The organism is Rahnella sp. AA, from assembly GCF_002834385.1.
Classification (GTDB): Bacteria; Pseudomonadota; Gammaproteobacteria; order Enterobacterales; family Enterobacteriaceae; genus Rahnella.
Map to the genome: position 1 here is coordinate 401,095 of NZ_PITQ01000005.1, position 24,388 is coordinate 425,482.

At 50.7% G+C, this 24,388-nt stretch carries 20 protein-coding genes; 3 read left to right on the top strand and 17 right to left on the bottom strand.

The window, feature by feature from the left end:
• Position 1 precedes the first annotated feature (1 nt).
• The 3 genes from pstC to CWS43_RS15050 all read right to left on the bottom strand — a co-directional run bounded on the left by pstC (position 2) and on the right by CWS43_RS15050 (position 3,718).
• Positions 2-958 carry a phosphate ABC transporter permease PstC gene (gene pstC / locus CWS43_RS15040; protein ID WP_101077824.1) on the bottom strand — a complete coding sequence of 319 codons (957 nt, stop codon included), beginning with the start codon at positions 956-958 and terminating at the stop codon, positions 2-4.
• Between the two features lie 94 nt (positions 959-1,052).
• Entirely contained in the window at positions 1,053-2,093 is a 1,041-nt protein-coding gene (gene pstS, locus CWS43_RS15045; RefSeq protein ID WP_101077825.1) for a phosphate ABC transporter substrate-binding protein PstS, read from the bottom strand.
• A gap of 182 nt (positions 2,094-2,275) precedes the next feature.
• Positions 2,276-3,718, bottom strand: a complete 1,443-nt coding sequence (locus CWS43_RS15050; RefSeq protein ID WP_232776989.1) for a PLP-dependent aminotransferase family protein — start codon at positions 3,716-3,718, stop codon at positions 2,276-2,278.
• A 171-nt stretch (positions 3,719-3,889) separates the two neighbouring features.
• Here CWS43_RS15050 and CWS43_RS15055 point away from each other — a divergent pair, with 171 nt between their 5' ends.
• From CWS43_RS15055 to CWS43_RS15065, 3 genes are all read left to right on the top strand, one after another.
• A complete protein-coding gene (locus CWS43_RS15055; protein ID WP_101077827.1) occupies positions 3,890-5,539 on the top strand; it encodes an amidohydrolase in 1,650 nt (549 codons plus the stop codon).
• Positions 5,540-5,656: 117 nt separating this feature from the next.
• Positions 5,657-7,318, top strand: coding sequence for an MFS transporter (locus CWS43_RS15060; RefSeq protein ID WP_101077867.1), 1,662 nt, complete (start codon positions 5,657-5,659; stop codon positions 7,316-7,318).
• Positions 7,319-7,427: 109 nt separating this feature from the next.
• Positions 7,428-9,053 carry an MFS transporter gene (locus CWS43_RS15065; RefSeq protein ID WP_232776986.1) on the top strand — a complete coding sequence of 542 codons (1,626 nt, stop codon included), beginning with the start codon at positions 7,428-7,430 and terminating at the stop codon, positions 9,051-9,053.
• 16 nt (positions 9,054-9,069) lie between these two features.
• Here CWS43_RS15065 and rluF read toward each other — a convergent pair whose 3' ends face one another.
• The 14 genes from rluF to mnmG all read right to left on the bottom strand — a co-directional run bounded on the left by rluF (position 9,070) and on the right by mnmG (position 24,035).
• On the bottom strand, positions 9,070-9,942 hold the full coding sequence (rluF, locus tag CWS43_RS15070) for a 23S rRNA pseudouridine(2604) synthase RluF (RefSeq protein ID WP_101077828.1): 873 nt from the start codon (positions 9,940-9,942) through the stop codon (positions 9,070-9,072).
• A gap of 176 nt (positions 9,943-10,118) precedes the next feature.
• On the bottom strand, positions 10,119-11,948 hold the full coding sequence (gene glmS, locus CWS43_RS15075; protein ID WP_101077829.1) for a glutamine--fructose-6-phosphate transaminase (isomerizing): 1,830 nt from the start codon (positions 11,946-11,948) through the stop codon (positions 10,119-10,121).
• A gap of 224 nt (positions 11,949-12,172) precedes the next feature.
• Positions 12,173-13,543 (bottom strand): bifunctional UDP-N-acetylglucosamine diphosphorylase/glucosamine-1-phosphate N-acetyltransferase GlmU, encoded by a 1,371-nt coding sequence (glmU, locus tag CWS43_RS15080; protein ID WP_101077830.1) that lies wholly within the window; start codon positions 13,541-13,543, stop codon positions 12,173-12,175.
• Between the two features lie 271 nt (positions 13,544-13,814).
• Positions 13,815-14,237, bottom strand: coding sequence for a F0F1 ATP synthase subunit epsilon (locus CWS43_RS15085; RefSeq protein ID WP_101077831.1), 423 nt, complete (start codon positions 14,235-14,237; stop codon positions 13,815-13,817).
• 27 nt (positions 14,238-14,264) lie between these two features.
• Positions 14,265-15,647 carry a F0F1 ATP synthase subunit beta gene (gene atpD / locus CWS43_RS15090; protein WP_101077832.1) on the bottom strand — a complete coding sequence of 461 codons (1,383 nt, stop codon included), beginning with the start codon at positions 15,645-15,647 and terminating at the stop codon, positions 14,265-14,267.
• A 32-nt stretch (positions 15,648-15,679) separates the two neighbouring features.
• Complete coding sequence (atpG, locus tag CWS43_RS15095) at positions 15,680-16,543, bottom strand: F0F1 ATP synthase subunit gamma (RefSeq protein WP_101077833.1); 864 nt, start codon at positions 16,541-16,543, stop codon at positions 15,680-15,682.
• A gap of 71 nt (positions 16,544-16,614) precedes the next feature.
• A complete protein-coding gene (atpA, locus tag CWS43_RS15100) occupies positions 16,615-18,156 on the bottom strand; it encodes a F0F1 ATP synthase subunit alpha (protein ID WP_101077834.1) in 1,542 nt (513 codons plus the stop codon).
• A 12-nt stretch (positions 18,157-18,168) separates the two neighbouring features.
• Entirely contained in the window at positions 18,169-18,702 is a 534-nt protein-coding gene (atpH, locus tag CWS43_RS15105) for a F0F1 ATP synthase subunit delta (protein ID WP_101077835.1), read from the bottom strand.
• 14 nt (positions 18,703-18,716) lie between these two features.
• A complete protein-coding gene (gene atpF / locus CWS43_RS15110; RefSeq protein ID WP_095924051.1) occupies positions 18,717-19,187 on the bottom strand; it encodes a F0F1 ATP synthase subunit B in 471 nt (156 codons plus the stop codon).
• A 65-nt stretch (positions 19,188-19,252) separates the two neighbouring features.
• Positions 19,253-19,492 carry a F0F1 ATP synthase subunit C gene (gene atpE, locus CWS43_RS15115; RefSeq protein ID WP_004093904.1) on the bottom strand — a complete coding sequence of 80 codons (240 nt, stop codon included), beginning with the start codon at positions 19,490-19,492 and terminating at the stop codon, positions 19,253-19,255.
• A 49-nt stretch (positions 19,493-19,541) separates the two neighbouring features.
• On the bottom strand, positions 19,542-20,324 hold the full coding sequence (atpB, locus tag CWS43_RS15120; protein WP_101077836.1) for a F0F1 ATP synthase subunit A: 783 nt from the start codon (positions 20,322-20,324) through the stop codon (positions 19,542-19,544).
• Between the two features lie 22 nt (positions 20,325-20,346).
• Entirely contained in the window at positions 20,347-20,745 is a 399-nt protein-coding gene (gene atpI, locus CWS43_RS15125) for a F0F1 ATP synthase subunit I (protein ID WP_101077837.1), read from the bottom strand.
• Positions 20,746-21,394: 649 nt separating this feature from the next.
• Positions 21,395-22,015 carry a 16S rRNA (guanine(527)-N(7))-methyltransferase RsmG gene (gene rsmG / locus CWS43_RS15130; RefSeq protein ID WP_101077838.1) on the bottom strand — a complete coding sequence of 207 codons (621 nt, stop codon included), beginning with the start codon at positions 22,013-22,015 and terminating at the stop codon, positions 21,395-21,397.
• Between the two features lie 130 nt (positions 22,016-22,145).
• Positions 22,146-24,035, bottom strand: a complete 1,890-nt coding sequence (mnmG, locus tag CWS43_RS15135; RefSeq protein ID WP_101077839.1) for a tRNA uridine-5-carboxymethylaminomethyl(34) synthesis enzyme MnmG — start codon at positions 24,033-24,035, stop codon at positions 22,146-22,148.
• Positions 24,036-24,388 lie beyond the last annotated feature (353 nt).

Consider the following 24,388-nt stretch of genomic DNA (forward strand, 5'->3'; position numbering starts at 1 on the left):
CTTAACGGCCCTCTTTCTTAGCCAGACGCAGAATCATCATTTTTGACAGCGCCAGAACAATAAAGGTGATAACAAACAGGATAAGCCCAAGCTCCATCAACGCGGACGTATGCAGACCGGCTTCCGCTTCGGCAAATTCGTTCGCCAGCGCAGAGGTAATACTGTTACCCGGCGCATACAGCGATGCGCTGTCGAGCTGGTAGGTATTACCGATGATAAAGGTCACCGCCATCGTTTCACCCAATGCACGCCCGAGACCCAACATCACCCCACCGATCACCCCGTTCTTGGTGAACGGCAGCACGATGCGCCAGATCACTTCCCACGTGGTGCAGCCAATTCCGTAGGCCGATTCTTTCATCATGACCGGCGTTTGCTCAAACACGTCACGCATGACGGAGGCAATGTAAGGAATGATCATGATGGCAAGAATAACGCCGGCGGCCAGAATGCCGATACCAAATCCCGGGCCGGCGAAGAGTGCACCAACAATCGGGATACCGGAAAGGACATCGCCAACAGGCGTCTGGAAATACGTCGCAAACAGCGGCGCAAAAACAAACAGCCCCCACATGCCATAAACAATGCTGGGGATCGCCGCCAGCAGTTCAATAGCAATACCCAGCGGGCGTTTCATCCAGTTTGGTGCCAGCTCGGTGAGGAATAATGCAATACCAAAGCTGACTGGTACGGCAATCAGCAAGGCGATAATCGACGTGACCACAGTGCCGTAAATAGGCACCAGCGCACCGAACTCCTGGTTCGGGGCATCCCATGTTTTATTCCACAGGAAGGATAATCCGAACTTTTCAATGCTCGGTAAGGAAGCGATAAACAGCGAGACGATAATACCGCCCAGCATAAATAGCACAATCAGCGCAGCCAGTTTAACCAGTGCGCCGAAGATGATGTCGCCGTTTTTGCTTGGTGCCTTCATAGCCGGCTTGTATTCAGCCATACCACTCTCTTTTAATTCAGATTTAATTCCCTCCCCGGCCGGAGAGGGAATGAAGCAGAAGACTTGTACTCTATATCAGACGAGAGGTCAGATCCTAGTAAAGTGCTTTACCGCTGCTGTCTTTAACGTTGGATTTCCAGGCTGCACGGATCTGCTGAACAACAGATTCAGGCAATGCGGCGTAATCCAGATCCGTCGTCAGTTTGTTGCCGTTTTTGTAAGCCCAGTCGAAGAACTTCAACACTTCAGTGCCTTTCGCTGCGTCTTGCTGATCTTTGTAAACCAGAATGAAGGTGGTGGAGCTGATTGGCCACGCGTTATCACCTTTCTGATAAGTCAGGTCCTGAGCGAAGGTTTTGCTCCAGTCAGCGCCTTTCGCCGCTGCACTGAAGGAAGCCTCAGTCGGGCTGATAGCTTTACCGTCTGCATCAACCAGCTTGGTGTAAGCCAGGTTATTTTGCTTAGCGTAAGCATATTCTACATAACCGATTGAGCCAGGCAGACGCTGTACGAATGCTGCAACGCCGTCGTTACCTTTGCCGCCCAGACCGGTAGGCCAGTTAACTGTTGAGCCTGAACCAATTTTCTCTTTCCACTCGTTGTTCACTTTTGCCAGATAGCTGGTGAACACGAAAGATGTACCGGAACCGTCAGCGCGACGAACTACCGCGATGTTAGTGTCTGGCAGTTTAACGCCCGGGTTCAGCTTAGTGATCGCCGCGTCGTTCCACTTTTTGATTTTGCCCAGGTAGATATCACCCAGCGTTGCGCCGTCCAGCGTCAGCTGACCTGATTTGATACCCGGGATGTTAACGGCCAGTACAACGCCACCGATCACGGTAGGGAACTGGAACAGGCCGTTTTTGGCCAGATCTTCTTCTTTCATCGGGGCATCAGATGCGCCGAAATCTACGGTCTTAGCGATGATTTGTTTCACGCCGCCGGAAGAGCCAATGCCCTGATAGTTAACCTGAGTACCGGTCGCTTTTTGGTAAGCATCAGCCCACTTAGCATAGACAGGTGCAGGGAAGGTGCCGCCAGCGCCAGTCAAATTACTAGCAGCGAAAGCAGACATTGCTGTGAGGGAGAAAGTCGCTGCTACAAGACCGGCGACGGTGTTACGCATCAATTTCATGTTCCACTCCTAGTGGTTTCTTTTCTATTCGACCCAGGTCGAGATTTATAAAGTGTTTGGCACAGGAGGAAAATAGGACAGTTTAGTGACAGTAAAATGTAGGTTATATGACAGTTTTATGACACCGGTCACAATCCAAACAATAACGGCATAAATAGCAGATTGAATGGCGTAATGTCCCGCTAGCGTTGCGCCCAGGCATATTTTAACGTTTCAACAGCCCTTAAAATGTCAGGGACTTTCACACAGGCAAATCCCAACACCAGTCCGTAACGCCCTGTTTGTGCCTCTGAACTGCCGGGCAACCACGAGGCGCTCAGCGGAGTGATTTCAATCCCCTCGGATAACGCCTGTGCAATCAAACGCTGTTCAGTCACGAAATTGGCTAAACGAATGGTGACATGTAAGCCCGAGGAAACCTGCTGCATCTCTCCAATGTGGCTAAGATGCTGGTTCCAGGCCTGCAATAAAGCATCACGCCTTAGCAACGCAGCACGTCGCATACGGCGGCTGTGTTTCTGAAAGTGCCCTTCGCTGAGGAACAGTGCCATCGCCATCTGGTCATTCATCGGTGGCTGTCGGGTGGACATAGTACGCATCAGCAGAAATTGATCGACCAATTGCTTTGGTGCGACCAGATAGCCTAAACGCAATCCCGGATACATCACCTTAGAAAAAGAACCAATGTATAAAACCCGGTTACTCTGGTCGATTGCTGCCAGTGGCGTCAGCGGTGTTCCGCTATAACGGTATTCACCGTCGTAGTCATCTTCAATAATCCACGACTTTTTCTCTTCTGCCCATTTTAACAATTCCAGTCTGCGCGCCATCGAAAGTGTTGCGCCCGTTGGGTACTGGCATGAAGGGCTCACATAGGCAAGCCGGGCTTTGGGGATCCGCTGCAACTGAGAAGTTTGCAATCCGTCATTATCTACGGCAATACCGTTCATTTTGACACCCAGGCACGAAAACGCCCCCGCCGCTGCCCAGTAGCACGGGTTTTCGATCACCACCTCATCTTCGGGGTGTAATAACAAGGCAGAGCAGATCATGATCGCCTGCTGCGCGCCCAGCGTAATGACTATTTGCGAGGGATCGCATTTTAGTCCGCGCGCGTGACGCAAATATTGCGCAATCAATTCCCTGAGCTGCGGCTCACCGGCAGGGTGCCCATACCCCATGTGATCCACGGGTTCACGGCGCCAGAAACGGCTTTGCAGCCGTGCCCAATCATCAAAAGGGAAAAGATCGATAGCCGGCATGCCGATACGGAAAGCTTTTGGCGCCCCCTCATGAATACGATGCTGGTTAAACAAAGAGGCGGCAGGCAGACGAAAACCGAGATGTAGTTGCGGCTCAATACCAAACGACTCGCCCGGTTGCATGGGTTTTGACAGGGCGTGCAACTGCGCAACGTAGGTGCCATCTCCGATACGCGTTTCGATAAAACCTTCCGCAAACAAGCGTTCATAGGCGTTAACCACGGTATTGCGGGAAACCTCCAGCATTCCGGCCAGCTCCCGACTTGCTGGGAGTTTTGCCCCGCTACTTCTGGGGTTACTTATAATCAACTCACGCAGCGCATTGTAGAGCTGCAGGGAGAGTTGCCGGCCAGGTTTTAGCATTAATCCGGTGAGTTCGAAGGGTAACGATGCGGCCAAATTGGCACCTTTATATGTGAGTATCTTGGCTCTTTTATACCGCCAATAGCAGGAATAGGATAGCGCCCATCACATCAGTACTTGCGCCACGCACTTTGCGATGCCAGGGAAATTCAATTTCTTCGAGGATTAATTATGTCTGCTAAAGCAACAGTGATTTATTCAGCCAGAAAAATTATCACCATGTGCCCTTCCTTACCGGAAGCCAGCCATGTGGCGGTAAAAGATGGAAAGATCCTGGGCGTCGGTTCACTGGATGAACTCAAAGAATGGGGCGATTATGTCGTTGATAACACCTTCGCAGATAAAATCATTGTACCGGGCCTGATTGAAGCGCATTCCCATACGACAGGCGGCGGTATGTGGCAATTCCCCTATGTGGGCTTTTATGACCGCCCGGACTATACCGGTAAAATCTGGAAAGGCTGCCGCTCATTCGAAGAAGTCGTCGCAGCTTTGCAAAGCGTCGAAAAAACCATGACGGACCCGCACGCCCCGCTGATTGCGTGGGGCGTAGACCCCATCTACTTCGGCAGCGAGAAGCTTGGCCGTGAGCATCTGGATCAGGTTTCAACGACGCGTCCGGTTGCAGTGATCCATATGAGTATCCATCTGATGGGTGCCAATACAGCGGCCCTGGCAGACTGCGGCATTTTTGATGACTGCCAGATCGAAGGCGTACTGAAAAAAGAGGATGGCTCTCTGCATGGTGAACTGGTTGAGTTCGCAGCGATGGGCCCCGTGTTGCAGAAGTATGGTTTTTGGGATGCGCTGACCACTGAAAAAGCCATTCGTAATTTCGGTCAGGAAGCGTTTCGCGCAGGCTGCACATCAGCCGCCGATATGGGCCTGACTGATTTCGATAATCCTGAACTGGCCGCTAACTATATCCGCATGACCCGTGAAGAAGATTTCCCGATACGCCTGCTGGTGGCTTATGGTCCTCCGTTTGTTAAAAAACCGTTTATTGAAGCCGTAGAGTTTGCCGCTGATGTGATGAAACACGGCCACGATAAGATGATCTTCGGCCCGATGAAAATCTTCCTCGATGGTTCAATTCAGGGTGGTTCAGGCAGAATGCTGGCACCGGGATATTTTAAAACGGGCAATAATGGTGCCTGGAATGCGACGCCGGCTGAAATTGATACGCAGGTATATGAAATCATGAAGCGGGGTTACCAGGTCCATTGCCATTGCAATGGTGATGAAGCGTCTGAAGCCTTCATTCAGGCCGTAGAGAAGACGCTGAACCGCATTCCGGCAGTAAACCATCGGGCAGGTATGCAGCACGCACAAATGCTGCGTGAAGATCAGTTCAAGCGCATTAAAACACTCGGCATGTGCGTCAACTTCTTCAGTAACCATATCTATTACTGGGGCGACCAGCATTACAGTAAAACCATGGGTCCGGAACGCGCCAACCGAATGAATGGCTGTGGCAGCGCCGTTCGTCATGGTATTCCTTTCGCTTTCCACAGTGATTGCGGCATTACACCGATTAACCCTTTATTCACCGGCTGGTGTGCGGTGAACCGGGTTACTGCTTCAGGCCGCGTGCTGGGTGAGCACGAAAAAATCAGTCTGCAGGATGCGCTTCACGCCATGACCGTGGGCGCCGCATACACAATGAAACTCGATCATCTGATTGGCAGTATCGAATGCGGCAAATTAGCTGATTTCACCATCCTTGAAGAAAACCCACTTACCGTTGAGCCGATGCATCTGAAAGATATTCAGGTCTGGGGCACCGTACTGGGCGGAAAAGTGCAACCACTTTCCCGATAGCAAACCTTTTGACCCCTGACCTGCCCGGTTAGGGGTTTTCCTTTTAACGCGCCGTTTTATCTGGCTGGAAACAGCCGGATGGCTTTCTGCTACCCATTTTTTAACGAGGTAATTTTTATGGCAACACATGCCACTCTGCCTTCTGACAGGGCCATTTCAGTCTCAGGATGGGCCAAATGGCTTCCACTTCTGGTGCTTTGCCTTGCCCAGCTTTCGACTTCGGGTGATAACGCCACATTGAGTATTGCGACCGGAGCGCTGGTAAAAGATCTTCATGCTTCAATGGATTTAATCAACATTGCCAACGCCATGTACTCGCTGGCTGCGGGATCACTGATGGTCGCTGCGGGTATGGTAGGGTTGATTGTTGGTTGGAAGAAAACCTTCCGCATCGGCTGCACCTTGTTGTTCTGTGCTGAACTGACCGCATTCCTCTCACCTAATATGCAAATTTTCACTTACGGTGCCCGCCTGCTTTCCGGTGTTGGCGGCAGCTTTATGATCCCATCGGTCCTTGGATTAATCGCCAGTAATTTCAAAGGGCGCGATCAGGCCGTCGCTTTTGGCGCAATCGGTGCAGCCAGTGGCGTCTCATTTGCTGCCGGGCCACTGATTTGCGGCACGCTGGTTGATCAGCTCGGCTGGCGGTATGCTTTCGCGGCCATCGCATGCCTGTGCATTGTTATCTTCATTGGCTCATTTATTATCCCGACACCAGCAAAACCTGAGCGAAAAGTGAAATTCGATTTACCAGGCGTTGTACTGACTGTCATTGGACTGTTCAGCGTCATTCTTGGCTTTCTGAAAGTTTCCAGCTGGGGTTTATTTACGCCTTTTGCAGCGCCTTTCACGGTGTTGGGTTTAAGTCCGGCGCCTTTCCTGGTGGTATTTGGACTTGTGGTTCTGGCAGTCATGCTCAAATGGGAGCGCCATCGTGAAGCATCAGTGGGGAGTGCATTAATTCCAATGTCTTTCCTTTCCACCCCCCAGGTTCGTAACGGCCTCTGTCTCACCGCCTTTATTTTCCTGGCATATGGCTCAGGAATTTTTGTCACCGTCAGCTTTGTGCAGGTCGTCGCCGGGTTGAACGGCATTCAAACCGGTTTGATGATTTTACCTTTCGCTTTAGGGGTAGTGATTTTCTCTCTTGGCCTGCCAGTGGTGTGGAAAAATGCCAATCCGAAACGGATGTGTCAGTCAGCACTCCTGATTGGCACACTCGGCTCGGTGTTATGTATTTTCGGTTTTGGGCCTACCACCTTCTCTGTGATCGTACCCGCAGGGATGTGTCTGATTGGGATCAGCATGGGGATTGTCTCCGCGTATTCCAGCTATATTGTGACCAGCGGGTTACCTGCACGGGATGCACAACAATCTGGCGGGGTTCAGGCGACATCGCGTAATGTGGGCCAGGCGATAGGTGTTGCCGTTTGTGGCATGGTGATGCTGACAGCGGTGACCATGGGGGTTCAGGGTGCTGCGCGGAGTGATTCGTCTTTAAGTGCAGATACCCAAACTAAAGTTTCTCAGATAACGGTTATCCCGTATCTGAGTGATACAAACTTTTCAAAACTGATGCTGGATCATGGGATCACACAAAAAGATGTTCCAGCTCTGACTCAGGTGTATCAAACGTCCAGGCTGAATGCGACACGGGCAGGAATGATTGCGACTGCTGTCATGACAGCTCTCTTCTTATTAGGTACACGTAATTTACCGACCAAAACTCACGTTAATCAGCCAGAAATATTATGTGAAGGCCGCAAAAAGAAGCAGTGATGTTTCAGTCATGGTAATAACCCATTGATTATTATTCTGATATTTTCAGCGTGCATCTTGCAAAACAGATGCACGCTTTTACGCAGATAAAGTCATCAGGAAAAATAAGATGGACTGGAAATTAAAAAATAACCGGCAGGCTATGGGATGGCCTTTGCTGATTCTGTGCCTCGCACAGTTTCTGGCTTCGGCGGATAACGTGACTCTCAGCATCGCCACCCGCGCACTTATTCAGGATTTCGGCGCATCAATGGCGCAAATCAGCACGGCGAATACGATGTACCCGCTGATTTCAGGCACTTTTATGATTGCAGGCGGAATGCTCGGATTAATTTTTGGCTGGCGCAGAACTTTTCGCACAGGTTGCCTGATTTATTTTTTAGCAGAACTCACTGCCGTATTTTCGCCATCAGTCACCGTATTTACCTGTGCAGCAAGGATTCTGGCAGGTATAGGTGGCAGCCTGATGATCCCGGCAGTGTTCGGAATTATTACCGGGAGTTTTTATGGGCGCGAACAGGCCATTGCTTTTGGGGCACTTGGCGCTGCCAGCGGTTTTTCTTTCGCTATGGGGCCGGTTATCTGCGGTTCACTACTCGATTTACTGGGCTGGCGCTGGGCGTTTGGCACGCTGGGCGGCCTTGCATTAGTCATACTCGCCTGCTCGGTACTCATCCCTTCGCCACAGAAACCTCAGAGGCTCGTCCGGTTTGATTTACCGGGTTTTATCCTTTCAACGGCGGGTTTGTTTTTAGTGGTATTTGGGATGTTGCAGATATCAACCTGGGGAATGATCACGCCTTTTAATCCCCCCTTTACCGTTTATGGCTTTAGCCCTGCTCTGTTACTGGTGGTGGCCGGGTTGCTGGTGCTGCTTATGATGTTGCGCTGGGAAAAGCATCGCGAGAAATATTCAGGCAGCGCGATGATCCCACAATCTTTTTTGCGCACGGCTCAGGTTCGTGCGGGCTTGTACCTGACGATGTACATTTTTTTCGCTTACAGCTCAGGTATTTTCGTTGTGGTCAGTTTTGTGCAAGTTGTGGCTGGGTTGGATGCCATACATACGGGTTTACTGATCATCCCTTTCGCCGTTTGTCTGGCGAGCACATCTATGGGTATTCCTTTAATTTTTCGCAAAAGAAATCCACGACGCCAGTGCCGGGTAGGCTTGCTGTTGGGTGTGGCGGGTTCCATGCTGACCACATGTGGCATTGAAGGTCTGAATTTCGATATTTCGATCGTCACATCCGGGCTGTGCCTGATTGGTGCCAGCATGGGGACAGTGGCGGCCAGTGCCCCTTTTCTGATCACCAGCGCTTTGCCCGAGCGAGATGCTCAGCAATCAGGCGGAATACAGGCTGCGGCTCGTGATATCGGGCAGGCATTGGGCGTGGCATTAGTGAGTATGGTGATGCTGACCGCCATGACTTTCAGCATGAAAAAATTGACGTCAGAAGTTCCAGGAATGACCCCGCAAACCTTTCAGGCAGTTAAAAATATGACGGTCATCCCCTATCTCAGTGATGCAGGATTTCAGGCGATGATAGTGACGAATGGAGCAAATCCTCAGGACCTTGCGGTACTTACCCCTGTTTATCAAAAATCCCGGGCCCGGGTTACCCGCGCGGGTTTATTGTCGATGACCGTAATGACGTTATTGTTTCTTATGGGGACAGGGAAAATCCCGGTGACGCTGGAAAACGCACTTCCCAAAGGCAACAAAAGCCACTGATAAAAACAGGGCGAACTTAACGCCCTTTCTTTTTCCGGCCAGGCTGGGCAAAACGCTTGCGGGAAGCGGCGTTACCATCAGATTTGTCGCTCTTTTTCGGCTGGCTGACACCCGTTTTTTTTACCTGAGCGGGTTTAGATTGCGTTTTTTTAGCCAGTTTATCTTCAGAAGAGGAATTCTCAATCAGCTTAAATAGCTCGATCAGCTCATCATCCGTCAAATCACGCCACTCACCCAGCGGTAATCCTTTCAGGTTGATGTTCATAATGCGAACACGTTCAAGCTTCGTCACTTCGTAACCAAAGTGCTTACACATGCGGCGAATCTGACGATTTAAGCCCTGTACCAGCGTGATACGAAACACCATCGGTGCTTCTCTCTTCACCTTACACTTTTTAGTCACCGTCCCCAGCATCGGCACACCAGCGCCCAGGCCGAGAATAAACTCATCCGTTATCGGTTTATTAACAGTTACCACGTACTCTTTTTCGTGATCGTTACCGGCTCGCAGGATTTTATTGACCAGATCTCCGTGATTGGTCAGTAAAATCAACCCCTGTGAATCTTTGTCGAGACGGCCGATAGGAAAGACGCGTTTGCTATGATTAACGAAATCACGGATGTTATCCCGCTCCTCTTCTTCCATAGTCGTAATGATACCAACGGGCTTATTCAGCGCGATCAGCACCAAATCCTCTTCATCGCGCGGTTCAATCACCTGACCGTTAACTTTCACGACATCTCCGGCAAATACCTGAGCACCGACCGCGGCACGCTTGCCGTTAATAAAGACATTTCCTTGTTCAATGTAACGATCGGCATCGCGGCGGGAACAGATACCGCTCTCGCTAATGTATTTGTTAAGACGAATGGAGGGGTTGGTCAGCATTCAGCAGGGTACCTTTAGAAAAACGCGGACTATACATTATCTGCGCCAGGTAACGAAGCCTGAGAGAGGAGAATCGTGACAGGAGCTTAACAAATAGAAAACCGGGGGGTAGCAGTTTTGAAATAAAAAAGCGCCCGCAACAGGCGCTTCGAGATCTGTATCAAAACCAACGTGGCTTATTCTACTGTAACTGATTTGGCCAGATTACGGGGCTGGTCTACGTCAGTGCCTTTAATCAGCGCGACATAGTAAGAGAGTAACTGTAACGGAACCGTGTAGAAAATCGGTGCCACGATTTCTTCGACATGCGGTAACTGAATGATTTTCATACCGTCGCTGTCGGTGAAACCGGCATCCTGATCGGCGAAGACGTACAACAGGCCGCCGCGGGCGCGCACTTCTTCGATATTGGACTTCAGTTTTTCCAGCAGTTCGTTATTAGGTGCCACCACGATCACCGGCATATCTGCATCAATCAGCGCCAGCGGGCCGTGTTTGAGCTCACCAGCCGCATACGCCTCGGCATGAATGTAGGAAATCTCTTTCAGCTTCAGCGCACCTTCCATCGCGATCGGGTATTGATCGCCACGACCGAGGAACAGCGCATGATGTTTGTCAGAGAAGCCTTCTGCCAGAGACTCGATGGTTTTATCCAGCGACAACATCTGTTCAATACGTGCAGGCAGCGCCTGTAATGCGTGAACAATATCGTGCTCAACCTGCGGTGCCATACCTTTCAGGCGTCCCATACGCGCCACCAGCATCAGCAGAACGGTCAGTTGGGTGGTGAACGCTTTGGTCGACGCCACGCCAATTTCGGTGCCCGCTTTGGTCATCAGCGCCAGATCGGATTCACGCACCAGCGAAGAACCGGCAACGTTACACACGGCCAGAGAACCGAGATAGCCGAGCTCTTTGGACAGGCGTAGTGCAGCCAGCGTATCGGCGGTTTCACCGGACTGAGACAGGGTGATGATCAGGCTGCCAGGACGAACGGCAGATTTGCGATAGCGGAATTCCGACGCAATCTCGACATCGCACGGCATACCGGCCAGTGATTCGAACCAGTAACGCGCCACCATACCGGAGTTGTATGACGTGCCGCAGGCAATGATCTGAACATGCTGAACGCGGGACAGGATATCATCCGCCTTTTCGCCCAGTTCGCTCAGATTCACTTCGCCGTGACTGAAACGCCCTTCCAGCGTGTTTTTAATCGCCAGTGGCTGTTCGTAGATTTCTTTTTGCATGTAGTGACGGTAAACGCCTTTATCACCGGCGTCGTACTGCACTTTAGATTCGATTTCTGCGCGTTCAACCGCATGACCTTTTTTGTCATATACGCTGACGGAGCGGCGTTTAACCTCGGCCACATCGCCTTCTTCCAGGAACAGGAAGCGGCGGGTGACGGGCAACAGCGCCAGCTGATCGGAAGCAATAAAGTTTTCACCTACGCCACGACCAATGACCAGCGGACTGCCGGAACGGGCGGCGACCAGAACGGACGGATCACGTCGGTCCATCACCACAGTGCCGTAAGCGCCACGCAGTTGAGGGATCACGCGCTGAACGACTTCCAGCAACGTACCGCCCTGAAGTTGTTCCCAATGCACCAGATGCGCGATCACTTCGGTGTCCGTTTCGGAATCAAAACGATAACCGCGTTCAATCAGTAATTCACGCAGAGGTTCGTGGTTTTCGATAATGCCGTTATGCACTACCGCAATGTAATCAGATACATGCGGGTGTGCATTGGCTTCCGAAGGTTCACCGTGCGTTGCCCAGCGGGTATGTGCAATACCAGTACCGCCGTGCAAGGGATGTTCATCCAGAGCATCTGCCAGCATCTGGACTTTCCCCAGACGACGCAGGCGCCCCATTTTCCCGTCTGCATCAATCACAGCCAGACCCGCTGAGTCATAACCGCGGTATTCCAGACGGCGTAAACCTTCTAACAGAATTTCAGCAATATCGCGTTGCGCTACCGCGCCTACAATTCCACACATCAGTTTTATTCCTATTGAAGGTCTTTCGGGACCTTTTTTGATGCCTGACCTGATTTATCCACACGCCCCGTTTTCCGGTGTACGTGTGGCTCCCCGAGCCTTGTAGAGAGTTGGGGTTATTATGTTTTGGTCTGCGTTCGGAAAAAACGCAGACCAAAACACAAAGTGGCAGAAAGAAATCAGGCGCAAATTTCTGCGCCTGACGCACTAAGTTTCAGAATAGCCTATTTTTTCTTCACCGGTTTCTGCCAGTCCGGCTTATGCACTTGCGGAACACGGCTCAGCAGCAAACCATTATCCGGCACATCGCGCGTTACGGTCGTCCCGGCAGCGATGGTGACATTATTACCCACGGTGACGGGCGCAATTAGCTGCGTATCAGACCCGACGAAAACATCGTTGCCGATAATCGTTTTGCTTTTGTTCACGCCGTCATAGTTGCAGGTGATAGTACCGGCACCAATATTCACGTTATCGCCAATTTCAGCATCGCCAAGATAAGAAAGATGGCCCGCTTTCGAACCTTTCCCCAGACGCGCTTTTTTGATTTCGACGAAGTTACCCACATGAGCGCCTTCGGCCAGCTCGGCACCCGGACGCAGACGGGCAAAAGGTCCGACTGTACAACCGCTTTCCAGCACCGCATCTTCGAATACGCTGTAAGGGCTGACTTCGCAGTCATCGCCGATCACACAGTTTTTCAGTACGCAGCCCGTGCCGATTTTCACGCGATCGCCCAGTTTTACGTGGCCTTCGATAATAACGTTGGTGTCGATCACCACATCAATCCCATGAGACAACTCGCCCCGGAGATCAAAGCGCGCCGGATCCATCAGCATCACGCCTTCCAGAAGCAGGCGCTCCGCCTGCTCGGTCTGATATACGCGCTCAAGGCGGGAAAGTTGCAGGCGGTTATTCACGCCATCCACTTCGCTTTCGCGCGCAGGATGAACTGTGGCGATCAGATTGCCTTCCGCATGTGCCATCGCGATGATATCGGTAATGTAATACTCGCCCTGCGCATTATTGTTGTTCAGCTGACCGAGCCAGCGTTTGAATGACGCGCCGTTGGCAACCAGAATACCGGTGTTAATTTCTTTAATTTTTAGCTGCTCTGCATTCGCATCTTTCTGCTCAACGATGCCGGTCACAATGCCATTTTCGCGCATGATGCGGCCATAGCCGGTTGGATTATCCAGCACGACGGTGAGCAAGCCGATACCGCCGTCAGGTTTGGCTTTCAGCAAATTATTCAGCGTTTCGACCGAAATCAGCGGGACATCGCCATAAAGCATCAGAACATCTTCGTCATCCGCAAAGAAAGGCGCAGCCTGTTGCATTGCATGTCCGGTACCCAGCTGTTCAGCCTGTAATACCCAGTTCAGTTCACTGCCAGCCAGCGTTTTCTTCAGTAAATCGCCACCGTGGCCATAGACCAGATGCACGTTTCTGGCACCCACTTGCGTGGCCGCATCAATGACGTGTTGAACCATTGGCTTGCCCGCCAATGAATGAAGAACTTTAGGAAGGTTGGAATACATGCGTGTTCCCTTGCCCGCGGCAAGGATCACCACACTCAGTGCGCTGTTTGACATAGGTAACCTGACAAATCCAATTTGAGTGATAAAAATAACCCGTTATGTGAACGAATTACTACATATTTCGCGTCAAAAACCGCCTGTAAGCCGCAGCCGGCAAGGGTTGAACACGATATAGACTATAACAAAAAAACTGAGGGCAAAGTGTCCACTAATCCTGCAAGTATTCCACCAAAAGCCCAAATAAGCCTTGGGAAATAGGCTGAAAACCACCTTTTTTAAAGGTAAAAAAAAAGCGACCCGAAGGTCGCTTTTCTCACTGATGTTGTTACATCGCTTTTCTGGTCAGTTCGATAACGCGAAGTTTCGCGATCGCCTTAGCCAGTTCCGCTGATGCCTGAGCGTAATCAACGTCGCCGTGAGAACCACTAATGTGTTCTTCCGCTTTGCGCTTAGCTTCAAGCGCGCGCGCTTCGTCGAGGTCTTGCCCACGGATTGCAGTATCAGCCAACACGGTCGTTGCATTCGGCTGCACCTCAAGGATGCCACCGGAAAGATAGATATACTCTTCTTCACCGTGTTCTTTAACAATGCGCACCATGCCAGGCTTGATGGCGGTGAGCAGCGGAGCATGCCCCGGGAAAATACCCAGTTCGCCTTCGCTACCCGTCACCTGGATTTTCTGTACCATGCCGGCAAACATACGTTTTTCCGCACTAACAACATCCAGATGGTAAGCTTTTTCAGCCATGTCATCCTCTCTCACAACAAACTAGCGTTACAGTTTCTTGGCTTTTTCCACTGCTTCTTCAATGGTGCCGACCATGTAGAACGCTTGCTCTGGCAGGTGATCGTAGTCGCCGTCCATAATGCCTTTGAAACCACGAATGGTATCTTTCAGCGATACGAACTTGCCCGGAGAACCGGTGAAGACTTCGGCCACGAAGAATGGCTGAGACAGGAAGCGTTCGATCTTACGCGCACGGGATACGGCCAGTTTGTCATCTTCTGACAACTCATCCATACCCAGGATCGCGATGATGTCTTTCAGTTCCTTGTAACGTTGCAGAATAGACTGCACGCCACGAGCCACATCATAGTGTTCCTGACCAACAACCAGTGGATCCAGCTGACGGCTGGTGGAATCCAGTGGGTCAACCGCCGGGTAGATACCCAGAGACGCGATCTGACGGCTCAGTACCACGGTTGCATCTAAGTGAGCAAAGGTGGTGGCTGGAGATGGGTCAGTCAAGTCATCCGCAGGGACGTAAACGGCCTGTACGGAGGTGATAGAACCACTTTTGGTCGAGGTGATACGTTCTTGCAGAGCGCCCATCTCTTCCGCCAGCGTTGGCTGATAACCTACCGCCGATGGCATACGGCCCAGAAGTGCGGACACTTCGGTACCGGCCAGGGTGTAACGGTAAATGTTGTCAACAAACAGCAGTACGTCACGACCTTCATCACGGAATTTCTCCGCCATGGTCAGGCCGGTCAGTGCAACGCGCAGACGGTTACCTGGTGGCTCATTCATCTGACCATAGACCAGGGAAACTTTGTCGATAACGTTGGATTCGGTCATTTCGTGGTAGAAGTCGTTACCCTCACGAGTACGTTCACCCACGCCTGCAAACACTGAATAACCGGAGTGCTCGATCGCGATGTTACGGATCAGCTCCATCATGTTTACAGTTTTACCTACACCCGCACCACCGAACAGACCGACTTTACCGCCCTTAGCGAACGGACACATCAGGTCCATAACTTTGATACCGGTTTCCAGCAATTCCTGGGAGTTTGCCAGCTCTTCATAAGAAGGCGCAGCACGGTGAATTGCACGACGTTCTTCTTCGCCGATTTCACCTTTCATGTCGATTGGTTCACCCAATACGTTCATGATACGACCCAGTGTTGCAACACCCACCGGAACTTCAATTGGGTGTTCCAGGTTGTTCACTTTCAGACCGCGACGCAAGCCATCTGATGTACCCATTGCGATACAACGAACAACGCCGCCGCCTAACTGTTGCTGAACTTCCAGCACCAGCTTGGAGGTACCGTTTTCTACCTCAAGAGCATGGTACACGTTCGGTACCGCATCCTGAGGGAACTCGACGTCCACCACGGCGCCGATTACCTGGATAATCTTTCCAGTAGCCATCTTGAATCCTCTACGTAATTCGTAAACCTAGCTTAAACCGCGGAGGCTCCCCCGACGATCTCGGTGAGTTCCTGAGTGATGCTGGCCTGACGAGCTTTGTTGTATACCAACTGCAGCTCTTTGATCAGGCTGCCGCCGTTATCGGTTGCGGCTTTCATCGCTACCATTCGCGCGGCCTGTTCGCTGGCCAGGTTTTCTACGACGCCCTGATAAACCTGAGATTCCACGTAGCGACGCAGGAGGGTATCCAGCAGTGCTTTCGGGTCCGGCTCATACAGGTAATCCCAGGATTTTTTCGCCAGTACGCCATCTTCTGCCGGGGGCAGAGGCAACAGCTGTACGATGCGTGGTTCCTGAGACATGGTATTGACGAATTTATTGCTAACAACACATAACTTGTCTAAACGACCTTCATCGAAAGCCTGCAACATCACTTTCACCGGTCCGATCAGCTCTGACAGGGAAGGGTTATCCCCCATGCCAGTCACCTGAGCAACAACGTTGCCCCCAACGGATCCGAAGAAAGAGGCCGCTTTGGAACCGATCAGGGCTAAGTCAACCTCAACGCCTTTTGCGGACCAGTCTTTCATCTCTGTCAGCAGTTTTTTGAACAGGTTAATGTTCAGACCACCACAAAGACCACGGTCGGTAGACACCACCAGATACCCGACGCGTTTAACTTCACGCTCATCGAGGTAAGGGTGCTTGTATTCCAGATTCCCGAGCGCGAGGTGACCAATCACTTCGCGAATGGTTTCTGCATAAGGACGGCTGGCCGCCATGCGATCCTGCGTTTTACGCATTTTGGAGGCGGCGACCATTTCCATCGCTTTAGTGATCTTTTGCGTGTTTTGCACGCTGCCGATCTTACTACGTATCTCTTTTCCGCCGGCCATCTCTGCTTCTCCTCATGACCAAACGGCCTGCTGCTTATCTGCTAAAAGCAGGGCAGCAGAGCCGTTTAGTATTACCAGGACTGGGTTGCTTTGAAGGTATCAAGGATATTTTTAAATTTACCCTCGATCTCATCGTTATACGCACCAGTTTGGTTGATTTGCTGCAGAAGCTCGCCGTGCTCACGGTCAGCATAAGCCAACAGTGCCGCTTCGAAGCTACCGACTTTGGACAACTCAACGTCTTCCAGGTAACCACGTTCTGCTGCGAAGATGATCAGAGACTGCGCAACGATGGACATCGGAGCGTATTGTTTCTGTTTCAGCAACTCAGTCACTTTCTGACCGTGATTCAGCTGTTTACGGGTTGCCTCATCCAGATCAGATGCGAACTGCGAGAACGCAGCCAGTTCACGGTACTGTGCCAGAGCGGTACGAATACCACCGGACAGTTTCTTCATGATCTTAGTCTGAGCAGCACCACCAACACGGGATACCGAAATACCCGGGTTAACCGCAGGACGAATACCGGCGTTGAACAGGTTTGATTCCAGGAAGATCTGACCATCGGTAATCGAGATTACGTTGGTCGGAACGAACGCGGAAACGTCGCCCGCTTGCGTTTCGATGATTGGAAGCGCAGTCAGGGAACCGGTTTTGCCTTTCACTTCACCCTTGGTGAATGCTTCAACGTAATCGGCGTTTACACGCGCAGCACGTTCCAGCAGACGGGAGTGGAGATAGAAAACGTCGCCTGGGTAAGCTTCACGGCCTGGTGGACGACGAAGCAGCAGGGAAATCTGACGGTAAGCAACAGCCTGTTTAGACAGGTCATCATAAACGATCAGTGCGTCTTCACCGCGGTCACGGAAGTATTCACCCATTGCGCAACCGGAGTACGGCGCCAGGTATTGCAGTGCAGCAGATTCTGATGCAGTTGCAACAACAACGATGGTGTTTTCCAGTGCGCCGTGCTCTTCCAGTTTACGTACCACGTTAGAAATGGTGGACGCTTTCTGGCCGATAGCCACATAGATACATTTGATGCCGGAATCGCGCTGGTTGATGATCGCATCAATAGCCAGAGCAGTTTTACCGGTTTGACGGTCACCGATGACCAGTTCACGCTGACCACGACCAATTGGGATCATGGCGTCAACGGACTTATAACCTGTCTGCACAGGCTGGTCTACGGATTGACGTTCGATAACGCCAGGTGCGATTGCTTCAACAGCGGAGAAGCCGTCGTGCTCTACCGGACCTTTACCGTCAATTGGCGCACCCAGGGTGTTAACAACGCGGCCCAACAGGCCACGGCCAACGGGAACTTCCAGGATACGGCCAGTACATTTTACTTTCATACCTTCGGCGAGGTCAGCGTAAGGGCCCATTACAACGGCACCTACAGAGTCGCGCTCCAGGTTCAGGGCGATAGCGTAGCGGTTACCCGGCAGCGCAATCATTTCGCCTTGCATGACATCGGCTAAGCCGTGCACGCGGATGATCCCGTCACTGACGGAAACGATAGTACCTTCATTGTGAGCTTCGCTCACCACATTGAACTGAGCAATGCGCTGCTTGATCAGTTCGCTGATTTCGGTGGAATTCAGTTGCATGCTCCAGTCCCCTTAAGACTGCAAGACGTCTGCCAGGCGTTCAAGACGACTGCGAACGCTGCCATCAATCACCATATCACCTGCACGGATAATGACACCGGCAAGAACAGACTTGTCAATTTTGCAATTCAGCTTAACTTTGCGAGACAGACGTTTTTCCATCGCAGCAGCAATTTTTGCCTGCTGTTCTTCCGAAAGTGGATTGGCTGAGGTTACTTCAACTTCAGCAACAGCCTCGAGAGAGGCGCGCAGCTCAATAAACTGCTCCAGCACTTCCGGAAGAACGCGTAAACGTCCATTTTCAGCCATTACCTTAATCAGGTTCTGGCCTGCGTCGTCGAGTTGTTCACCACATACGGCAATAAACGTTTTAGACAAAGTTTCTGGCGCGCTAGCACCGGAAAGCAGTTCTTCAATCTGTTCATTGCGCGTGACTTCAGCCGTGAACGCTAACATGGACTGCCAGCGGTCTAAGCTTTGGTGCTCAACGGCAAAGTCAAAAGCTGCTTTGGCGTAGGGGCGAGCTACAGTTACAAATTCAGACATCAGCCCCTCCCTCCTTACAGTTCAGCGACCAGTTTATCAACGATGTCGCTGTTAGCAGCTTCATCCACGGAACGTTCGATGATCTTCTCGGCGCCAGCAATGGCCAAAATCCCGACTTGTTTACGCAACTCTTCACGGGCGCGTTGGCGTTCGGCGTCGATCTCTGCCTTGGCTTGCGTCACGATCTTGTTACGTTCCTGCTCGGCTTCGGCTTTTGCTTCGTCGACGATCTGAGCTTTACGCTTATTCGCCTGATCGATGATTACCTGAGCTTCAGCTTTGGCTTTCTTCAGTTGGTCGGTCGCATCGGCTTGCGCTAAGTCCAGCTCTTTTTTGGCACGTTCTGCGGAAGACAAACCTTCAGAAATTTCTTTCTGACGTTTTTCGATGGCAGCCATAATTGGCGGCCATACATACTTCATGCAGAACCAGACAAACAGGACGAACGCGATAGCCTGGCCGAGGATTGTTGCGTTAAGATTCACAGCACAATGCCTCTTTCAAAGTGAATTATTTGATGTAGTTCGATTAACAGTGAGCGAACTCAGTGTTAGGCGACAGCAAACATCACGTACAGACCCAGACCAACCGCAATCATTGGGATTGCATCGACCAGACCCATAACGATAAAGAACTGTGTACGCAACAGAGGGATCAGGTCAGGCTGACGTGCAGCACCTTCCAAGAATTTACCACCCAAGATGCCGATACCGATTGCAGCACCGATTGCCGCCAGGCCCATCATCACAGCGGCAGCCATGTACAGCAGATCCATACTCAGGTTTTCCATGACAGTCTCCAGTTTGTTTCAGTTAAAACGCAGTAGTGTTGAAAGAAAATCAGTGTTTTTCAGATGCCATCGAGAGATAGACAATCGTCAGAACCATGAAAATAAAGGCTTGCAGCGTAATGATCAGGATGTGGAAAATGGCCCAAGGCACATTCAGGATCCACTGTGACCACCACGGCAACAGGCCAGCAATAAGGATGAAGATCAACTCACCCGCATACATATTGCCAAACAGTCGCAGACCCAGTGAAACTGGTTTAGACAGCAGGCTGACACCTTCAAGAATCAGGTTAATCGGAATGAAAACCGGATGATTGAATGGCTGCATTGTCAGTTCTTTAATGAAACCGCCAAAGCCTTTCATCTTAATGCTATAGAAAAGAATCAGAATGAATACGCCAAGTGCCATGGATAACGTGATGTTCACGTCAGCCGTAGGAACCACACGCAACGCTGGCAGACCAAGGATGTGTTCACCGATGTACGGCAGCAAATCGATTGGCAGCAAATCCATCAGGTTCATCATAAACACCCAGACGAACACAGTCAGCGCGAGAGGTGCAATCACTTTGCTTTTGCCGTGATACATGTCACGCACGCTGCTGTCGACGAAACCAACGACCAGTTCAACTGCAGTTTGCAGTTTACCTGGGACACCGCTGGTGGCGTTTTTGGCTACGCGATGGAAAATAACCAGAAAGAGTACTCCGAGGAACACGGAGAAAAACATCGAATCGATGTTAATCGACCAGAATCCCGTCCCAATCTGAAGCTGAGTCAGATGGTGACCGATATACTCTTGTGGAGTAGAGATTTCTCCTGATGCAGACATGATGCCTCTTACCCTTTAGTAGTTAAGTACGGTAACTGTTAATGACGGCCGGTGCCAAAATCTGAGTCATCAACACCGATAAATAGGCCAACCCCAACGGAGCAAAAGCCGCCTTAAACAGGCCAAGTGCGACAATCATTAAGATCACCGTGACCAGAACCTTCAGCGCTTCCCCGATAGCAAAGGACCAGGCAACTCGTCCAGAGACCGTTGTTTGCGCCTGGTGGCGCCATGCAAACAGCATAAACAGCACATTTGGCACCCAAGCGGCCAAACCACCCATAAGGGCCGAAGTGGTCCATTCCAGACTTTTAAAGCCAAACACAGCACTGAGCAGAACAAAGGTCAATAACTGCAGTATCAACAGCTTTCTGGCAACCTTCACACCATGGGTACTGTGTAAAATACCGGATACAGACATGACGTTTGTTCTCTCCGTATCAAGTACCTAGCTGGAGGTATGCTGAAGGCCGTATATCACTGCCTTTACTGTTTTGAGTCAAGCAGCAAAAACCGAGCAAATTATACGGGGCACAGGAACGAATTCAATGGATAAGTAGCGAAAAGGTGAACAATTATTTAAATTTTCCTCTTCATCACTATTTTGACAACCAAACTATAGCTGAATTTGCCCTTTTTACTTCACTCCGGTTATTTCATCACCCGACAAAGAAGCGTGCACTGGATCACACAATTAATGCAGACCATCTTATATACCCAGTACAGTTTAGATGTCTTTAGCTAATCAGGCCTTTTAAAATTCATATAAATCAAATTGTTAATAATTCACTGTTCGTTAAACAAACTTATTTAAAAATAGCCACGATTTATTGATACAACAACCCAACAAATAACAACATTTTCATTACAAGTTGAATATCAGCAGGTTGATGCTCGTTCAATTTCAAAAGTGACTATTACACTTAGGATTAAAATAAAAACGTCTCAGAAATGCTATCAGTCTGTAAAAAAGCAGTAATTGACTGTCATCTCAGCCTATTTAATTAGCCTGCTCATTTTAACTTAGATAACACATACGTTTTTTAAATATTTTTTGATAAAACGCAACTTTAGTTGGAGTTAAGAATTATCAGATGACGCTCGCCGTCAAGTTCAGGTACTTGCAATTTAATGACACTTTCCAGCGCTATGCCTTCCGGCAAGACAGCAAGTTCATCATCAGGGCACACTCCTTTTAATGCATAAAAGCGCCCCTGCCCTTTCTGTGGCAGATGGTGACACCATGACAACATGTCCTGCAGTGAAGCAAACGCACGGCTAATCACCCCGTCAAACGGGGGTTCTGGCTCAAATTCTTCAACGCGGCTTTGCACAGGTTCGATATTCTTCAGGCCCAGTTCATGCTGTACCTGGCGCAGGAAGCGTACGCGCTTACCCAGGCTGTCCAGCAGCGTGAAATGTGAATCAGGGCGGACAATGGCGAGCGGAATGCCCGGCAGGCCCGGCCCGGTTCCCACATCGATAAAACGGCTGCCTTGCAAATGCTCATTCACCACAATGCTGTCCATAATATGGCGCACCAGCATCTGCATCGGGTCACGGACAGAAGTCAGGTTGTAAGCCTTGTTCCACTTATGCAACAGTTCGACATAGCCAATCAGTTGATGTTTTTGCTGATCGGGTAACGCTATTCCTGCCGCAGCAAGCAGCGAGTCCAGTTTCTTTTGCACAGTGAAATCCTCAGACAGAGTCGATATGCCGGGAACAGCCCGGTTAAGAAATGATAAAACAGCCAGAAAAGTGGGGAAAGCAAGAATTGACCGCTCTTCAGCTTTAAAGAGCGGTCATTAAAGATGTGTTTCAGGCACTGCGGCGCAGTAAGCCCTGTTTTTTAAGCCAGATCAGCAAAATGGAGATCGCAGCCGGTGTAATACCGGAGATCCTCGAGGCCTGACCGATGGATGTCGGTTTGTGATCGTTGAGCTTGGCAATCACTTCGTTCGACAGACCGTTCACCTGGCGGTAATCAAGATCGACAGGCAACACCGTGTTTTCGTTGCGCTGTTGTTTTTCGATCTCTTCCTGCTGACGGGCGATATAACCTTCGTACTTAATCTGAATCTCAACCTGTTCTGCCGCCTGGACGTCAGGGACTGCCGGGGCAAACGGAGAGAGACGCGTGATCAGTTCGTAAGTCATCTCAGGACGACGCAGCAACTCTTCGGCGCTGGCTTCTTTCGAAAGAGGTGCAGAAAGATGCGCGTTAATCTCTTCAACCTGAGCGTGGTGAGGATTGACCCAGATCCCACGCAGGCGCTGACGTTCCTGTTCGATCATTTCCAGCTTCTGGTTGAAACGTGCCCAGCGGGCATCATCAACCAGACCGAGTTCACGGCCTTTTTCAGTCAGACGTAAATCGGCATTGTCTTCGCGCAGCATCAGACGATATTCAGCACGAGACGTAAACATACGGTACGGTTCTTTGGTGCCCAGTGTGCACAAATCGTCAACCAGAACGCCAAGGTAAGCCTGATCGCGACGTGGTGCCCAGCCTTCTTGTTCGCTTGCGCTGCGTGCCGCATTCATACCGGCCAGCAGGCCCTGTGCGGCAGCTTCTTCGTAACCGGTGGTGCCGTTAATTTGCCCGGCAAAGAACAGACCAGCGATAAATTTGCTTTCCAGTGTCGGTTTCAAATCACGAGGATCGAAGAAATCGTATTCGATAGCGTAACCAGGACGAACGATCACCGCATTTTCCATCCCCTGCATTGAGCGGACGATTTGCATCTGAACGTCAAATGGCAGGCTGGTCGAAATTCCGTTTGGATAGACTTCATTGCTGGTCAGGCCTTCCGGTTCAAGGAAGATCTGATGAGAATTTCGATCGGCAAAACGCATAACTTTATCTTCGATCGACGGGCAGTAACGCGGGCCGATCCCTTCGATAATCCCGGCATACATCGGGCTGCGATCCAGATTATTGCGGATCACATCATGCGTCTTTTCGTTGGTGTAGGTCATGTAGCATGGGATCTGGCGTGGATGTTGCGACACGTTCCCCATGAACGAGAATACCGGCGCCGGATTATCGCCATGTTGTTGCGCAAGAACGCTGAAATCAATGGAACGCGCATCAATACGCGGTGGTGTACCGGTTTTCAGGCGGTTTACGCGTAATGGCAATTCACGCAGACGCTGTGACAAAGAGATCGCTGGAGGATCCCCAGCACGGCCGCCGCTGTAGTTCTCCAGACCGATGTGGATCTTCCCGTCCAGGAAAGTCCCGACAGTCAGCACAACGGCTTTAGCGCGGAATTTAAGACCCATTTTGGTCACAGCACCCACGACACGATCGTTTTCGACGATCAGGTCTTCAACGGGTTGCTGGAAGATCATCAGGTTTGGCTGATTTTCTAACGCAGTACGGACCGCCTGGCGGTAAAGCACGCGGTCTGCCTGAGCACGGGTCGCCCTTACGGCAGGGCCTTTGCTTGCGTTTAGTATCCTAAACTGAATGCCCGCATGATCGATGGCAGTGGCCATCAGTCCGCCCAGTGCGTCCACTTCTTTAACCAGATGTCCCTTCCCGATCCCGCCAATAGCCGGGTTACACGACATTTGTCCAAGCGTGTCGATATTGTGGGTTAATAATAAGGTCTGACGTCCCATGCGAGCAGAAGCCATAGCGGCTTCAGTACCTGCATGACCACCACCTATGATGATGACGTCAAATTGATCCGGATAAAACATGCGACTGTACCTCGGCGTTCAAGCGAACTTTCTTTGTATGGCGTTGGGAGGAGGGATTCTACTCAAGTTTAGAGGTTCCACAAGTCCCCGGGGATCTTCACTAATTAAAAGAAGATCTTTTTTATTTAAAGATCTCTTATTAATACTTCTATTAGGATCGCGATCCTCTGTGCATAAGTCTCTTTTGTTTAAGAAGATCAAGATGCTAAGAAGGATCCAATGCTGTGAATGATCGGTGATCCTGGCCAGTATAAGCTGGGATCAGAATTGAGAGTTATGCACAGCATGAAAAGCGTACAGGAGTTGTTAGAGGGATAACTACGGGTTTTACCCTGCTTTTAAGCATAGTTATC

Bases quoted from the DNA above. Each gene is read 5' to 3' on its own strand.
- pstC (WP_101077824.1), bottom strand. From the start codon at position 958: ATGGCTGAATACAAGCCGGCTATGAAGGCACCAAGCAAAAACGGCGAC.
- pstS (WP_101077825.1), bottom strand. From the start codon at position 2,093: ATGAAATTGATGCGTAACACCGTCGCCGGTCTTGTAGCAGCGACTTTC.
- CWS43_RS15050 (WP_232776989.1), bottom strand. From the start codon at position 3,718: ATGCTAAAACCTGGCCGGCAACTCTCCCTGCAGCTCTACAATGCGCTG.
- CWS43_RS15055 (WP_101077827.1), top strand. From the start codon at position 3,890: ATGTCTGCTAAAGCAACAGTGATTTATTCAGCCAGAAAAATTATCACC.
- CWS43_RS15060 (WP_101077867.1), top strand. From the start codon at position 5,657: ATGGCAACACATGCCACTCTGCCTTCTGACAGGGCCATTTCAGTCTCA.
- CWS43_RS15065 (WP_232776986.1), top strand. From the start codon at position 7,428: ATGGACTGGAAATTAAAAAATAACCGGCAGGCTATGGGATGGCCTTTG.
- rluF (WP_101077828.1), bottom strand. From the start codon at position 9,942: ATGCTGACCAACCCCTCCATTCGTCTTAACAAATACATTAGCGAGAGC.
- glmS (WP_101077829.1), bottom strand. From the start codon at position 11,948: ATGTGTGGAATTGTAGGCGCGGTAGCGCAACGCGATATTGCTGAAATT.
- glmU (WP_101077830.1), bottom strand. From the start codon at position 13,543: ATGTCAAACAGCGCACTGAGTGTGGTGATCCTTGCCGCGGGCAAGGGA.
- CWS43_RS15085 (WP_101077831.1), bottom strand. From the start codon at position 14,237: ATGGCTGAAAAAGCTTACCATCTGGATGTTGTTAGTGCGGAAAAACGT.
- atpD (WP_101077832.1), bottom strand. From the start codon at position 15,647: ATGGCTACTGGAAAGATTATCCAGGTAATCGGCGCCGTGGTGGACGTC.
- atpG (WP_101077833.1), bottom strand. From the start codon at position 16,543: ATGGCCGGCGGAAAAGAGATACGTAGTAAGATCGGCAGCGTGCAAAAC.
- atpA (WP_101077834.1), bottom strand. From the start codon at position 18,156: ATGCAACTGAATTCCACCGAAATCAGCGAACTGATCAAGCAGCGCATT.
- atpH (WP_101077835.1), bottom strand. From the start codon at position 18,702: ATGTCTGAATTTGTAACTGTAGCTCGCCCCTACGCCAAAGCAGCTTTT.
- atpE (WP_004093904.1), bottom strand. From the start codon at position 19,492: ATGGAAAACCTGAGTATGGATCTGCTGTACATGGCTGCCGCTGTGATG.
- atpB (WP_101077836.1), bottom strand. From the start codon at position 20,324: ATGTCTGCATCAGGAGAAATCTCTACTCCACAAGAGTATATCGGTCAC.
- atpI (WP_101077837.1), bottom strand. From the start codon at position 20,745: ATGTCTGTATCCGGTATTTTACACAGTACCCATGGTGTGAAGGTTGCC.
- mnmG (WP_101077839.1), bottom strand. From the start codon at position 24,035: ATGTTTTATCCGGATCAATTTGACGTCATCATCATAGGTGGTGGTCAT.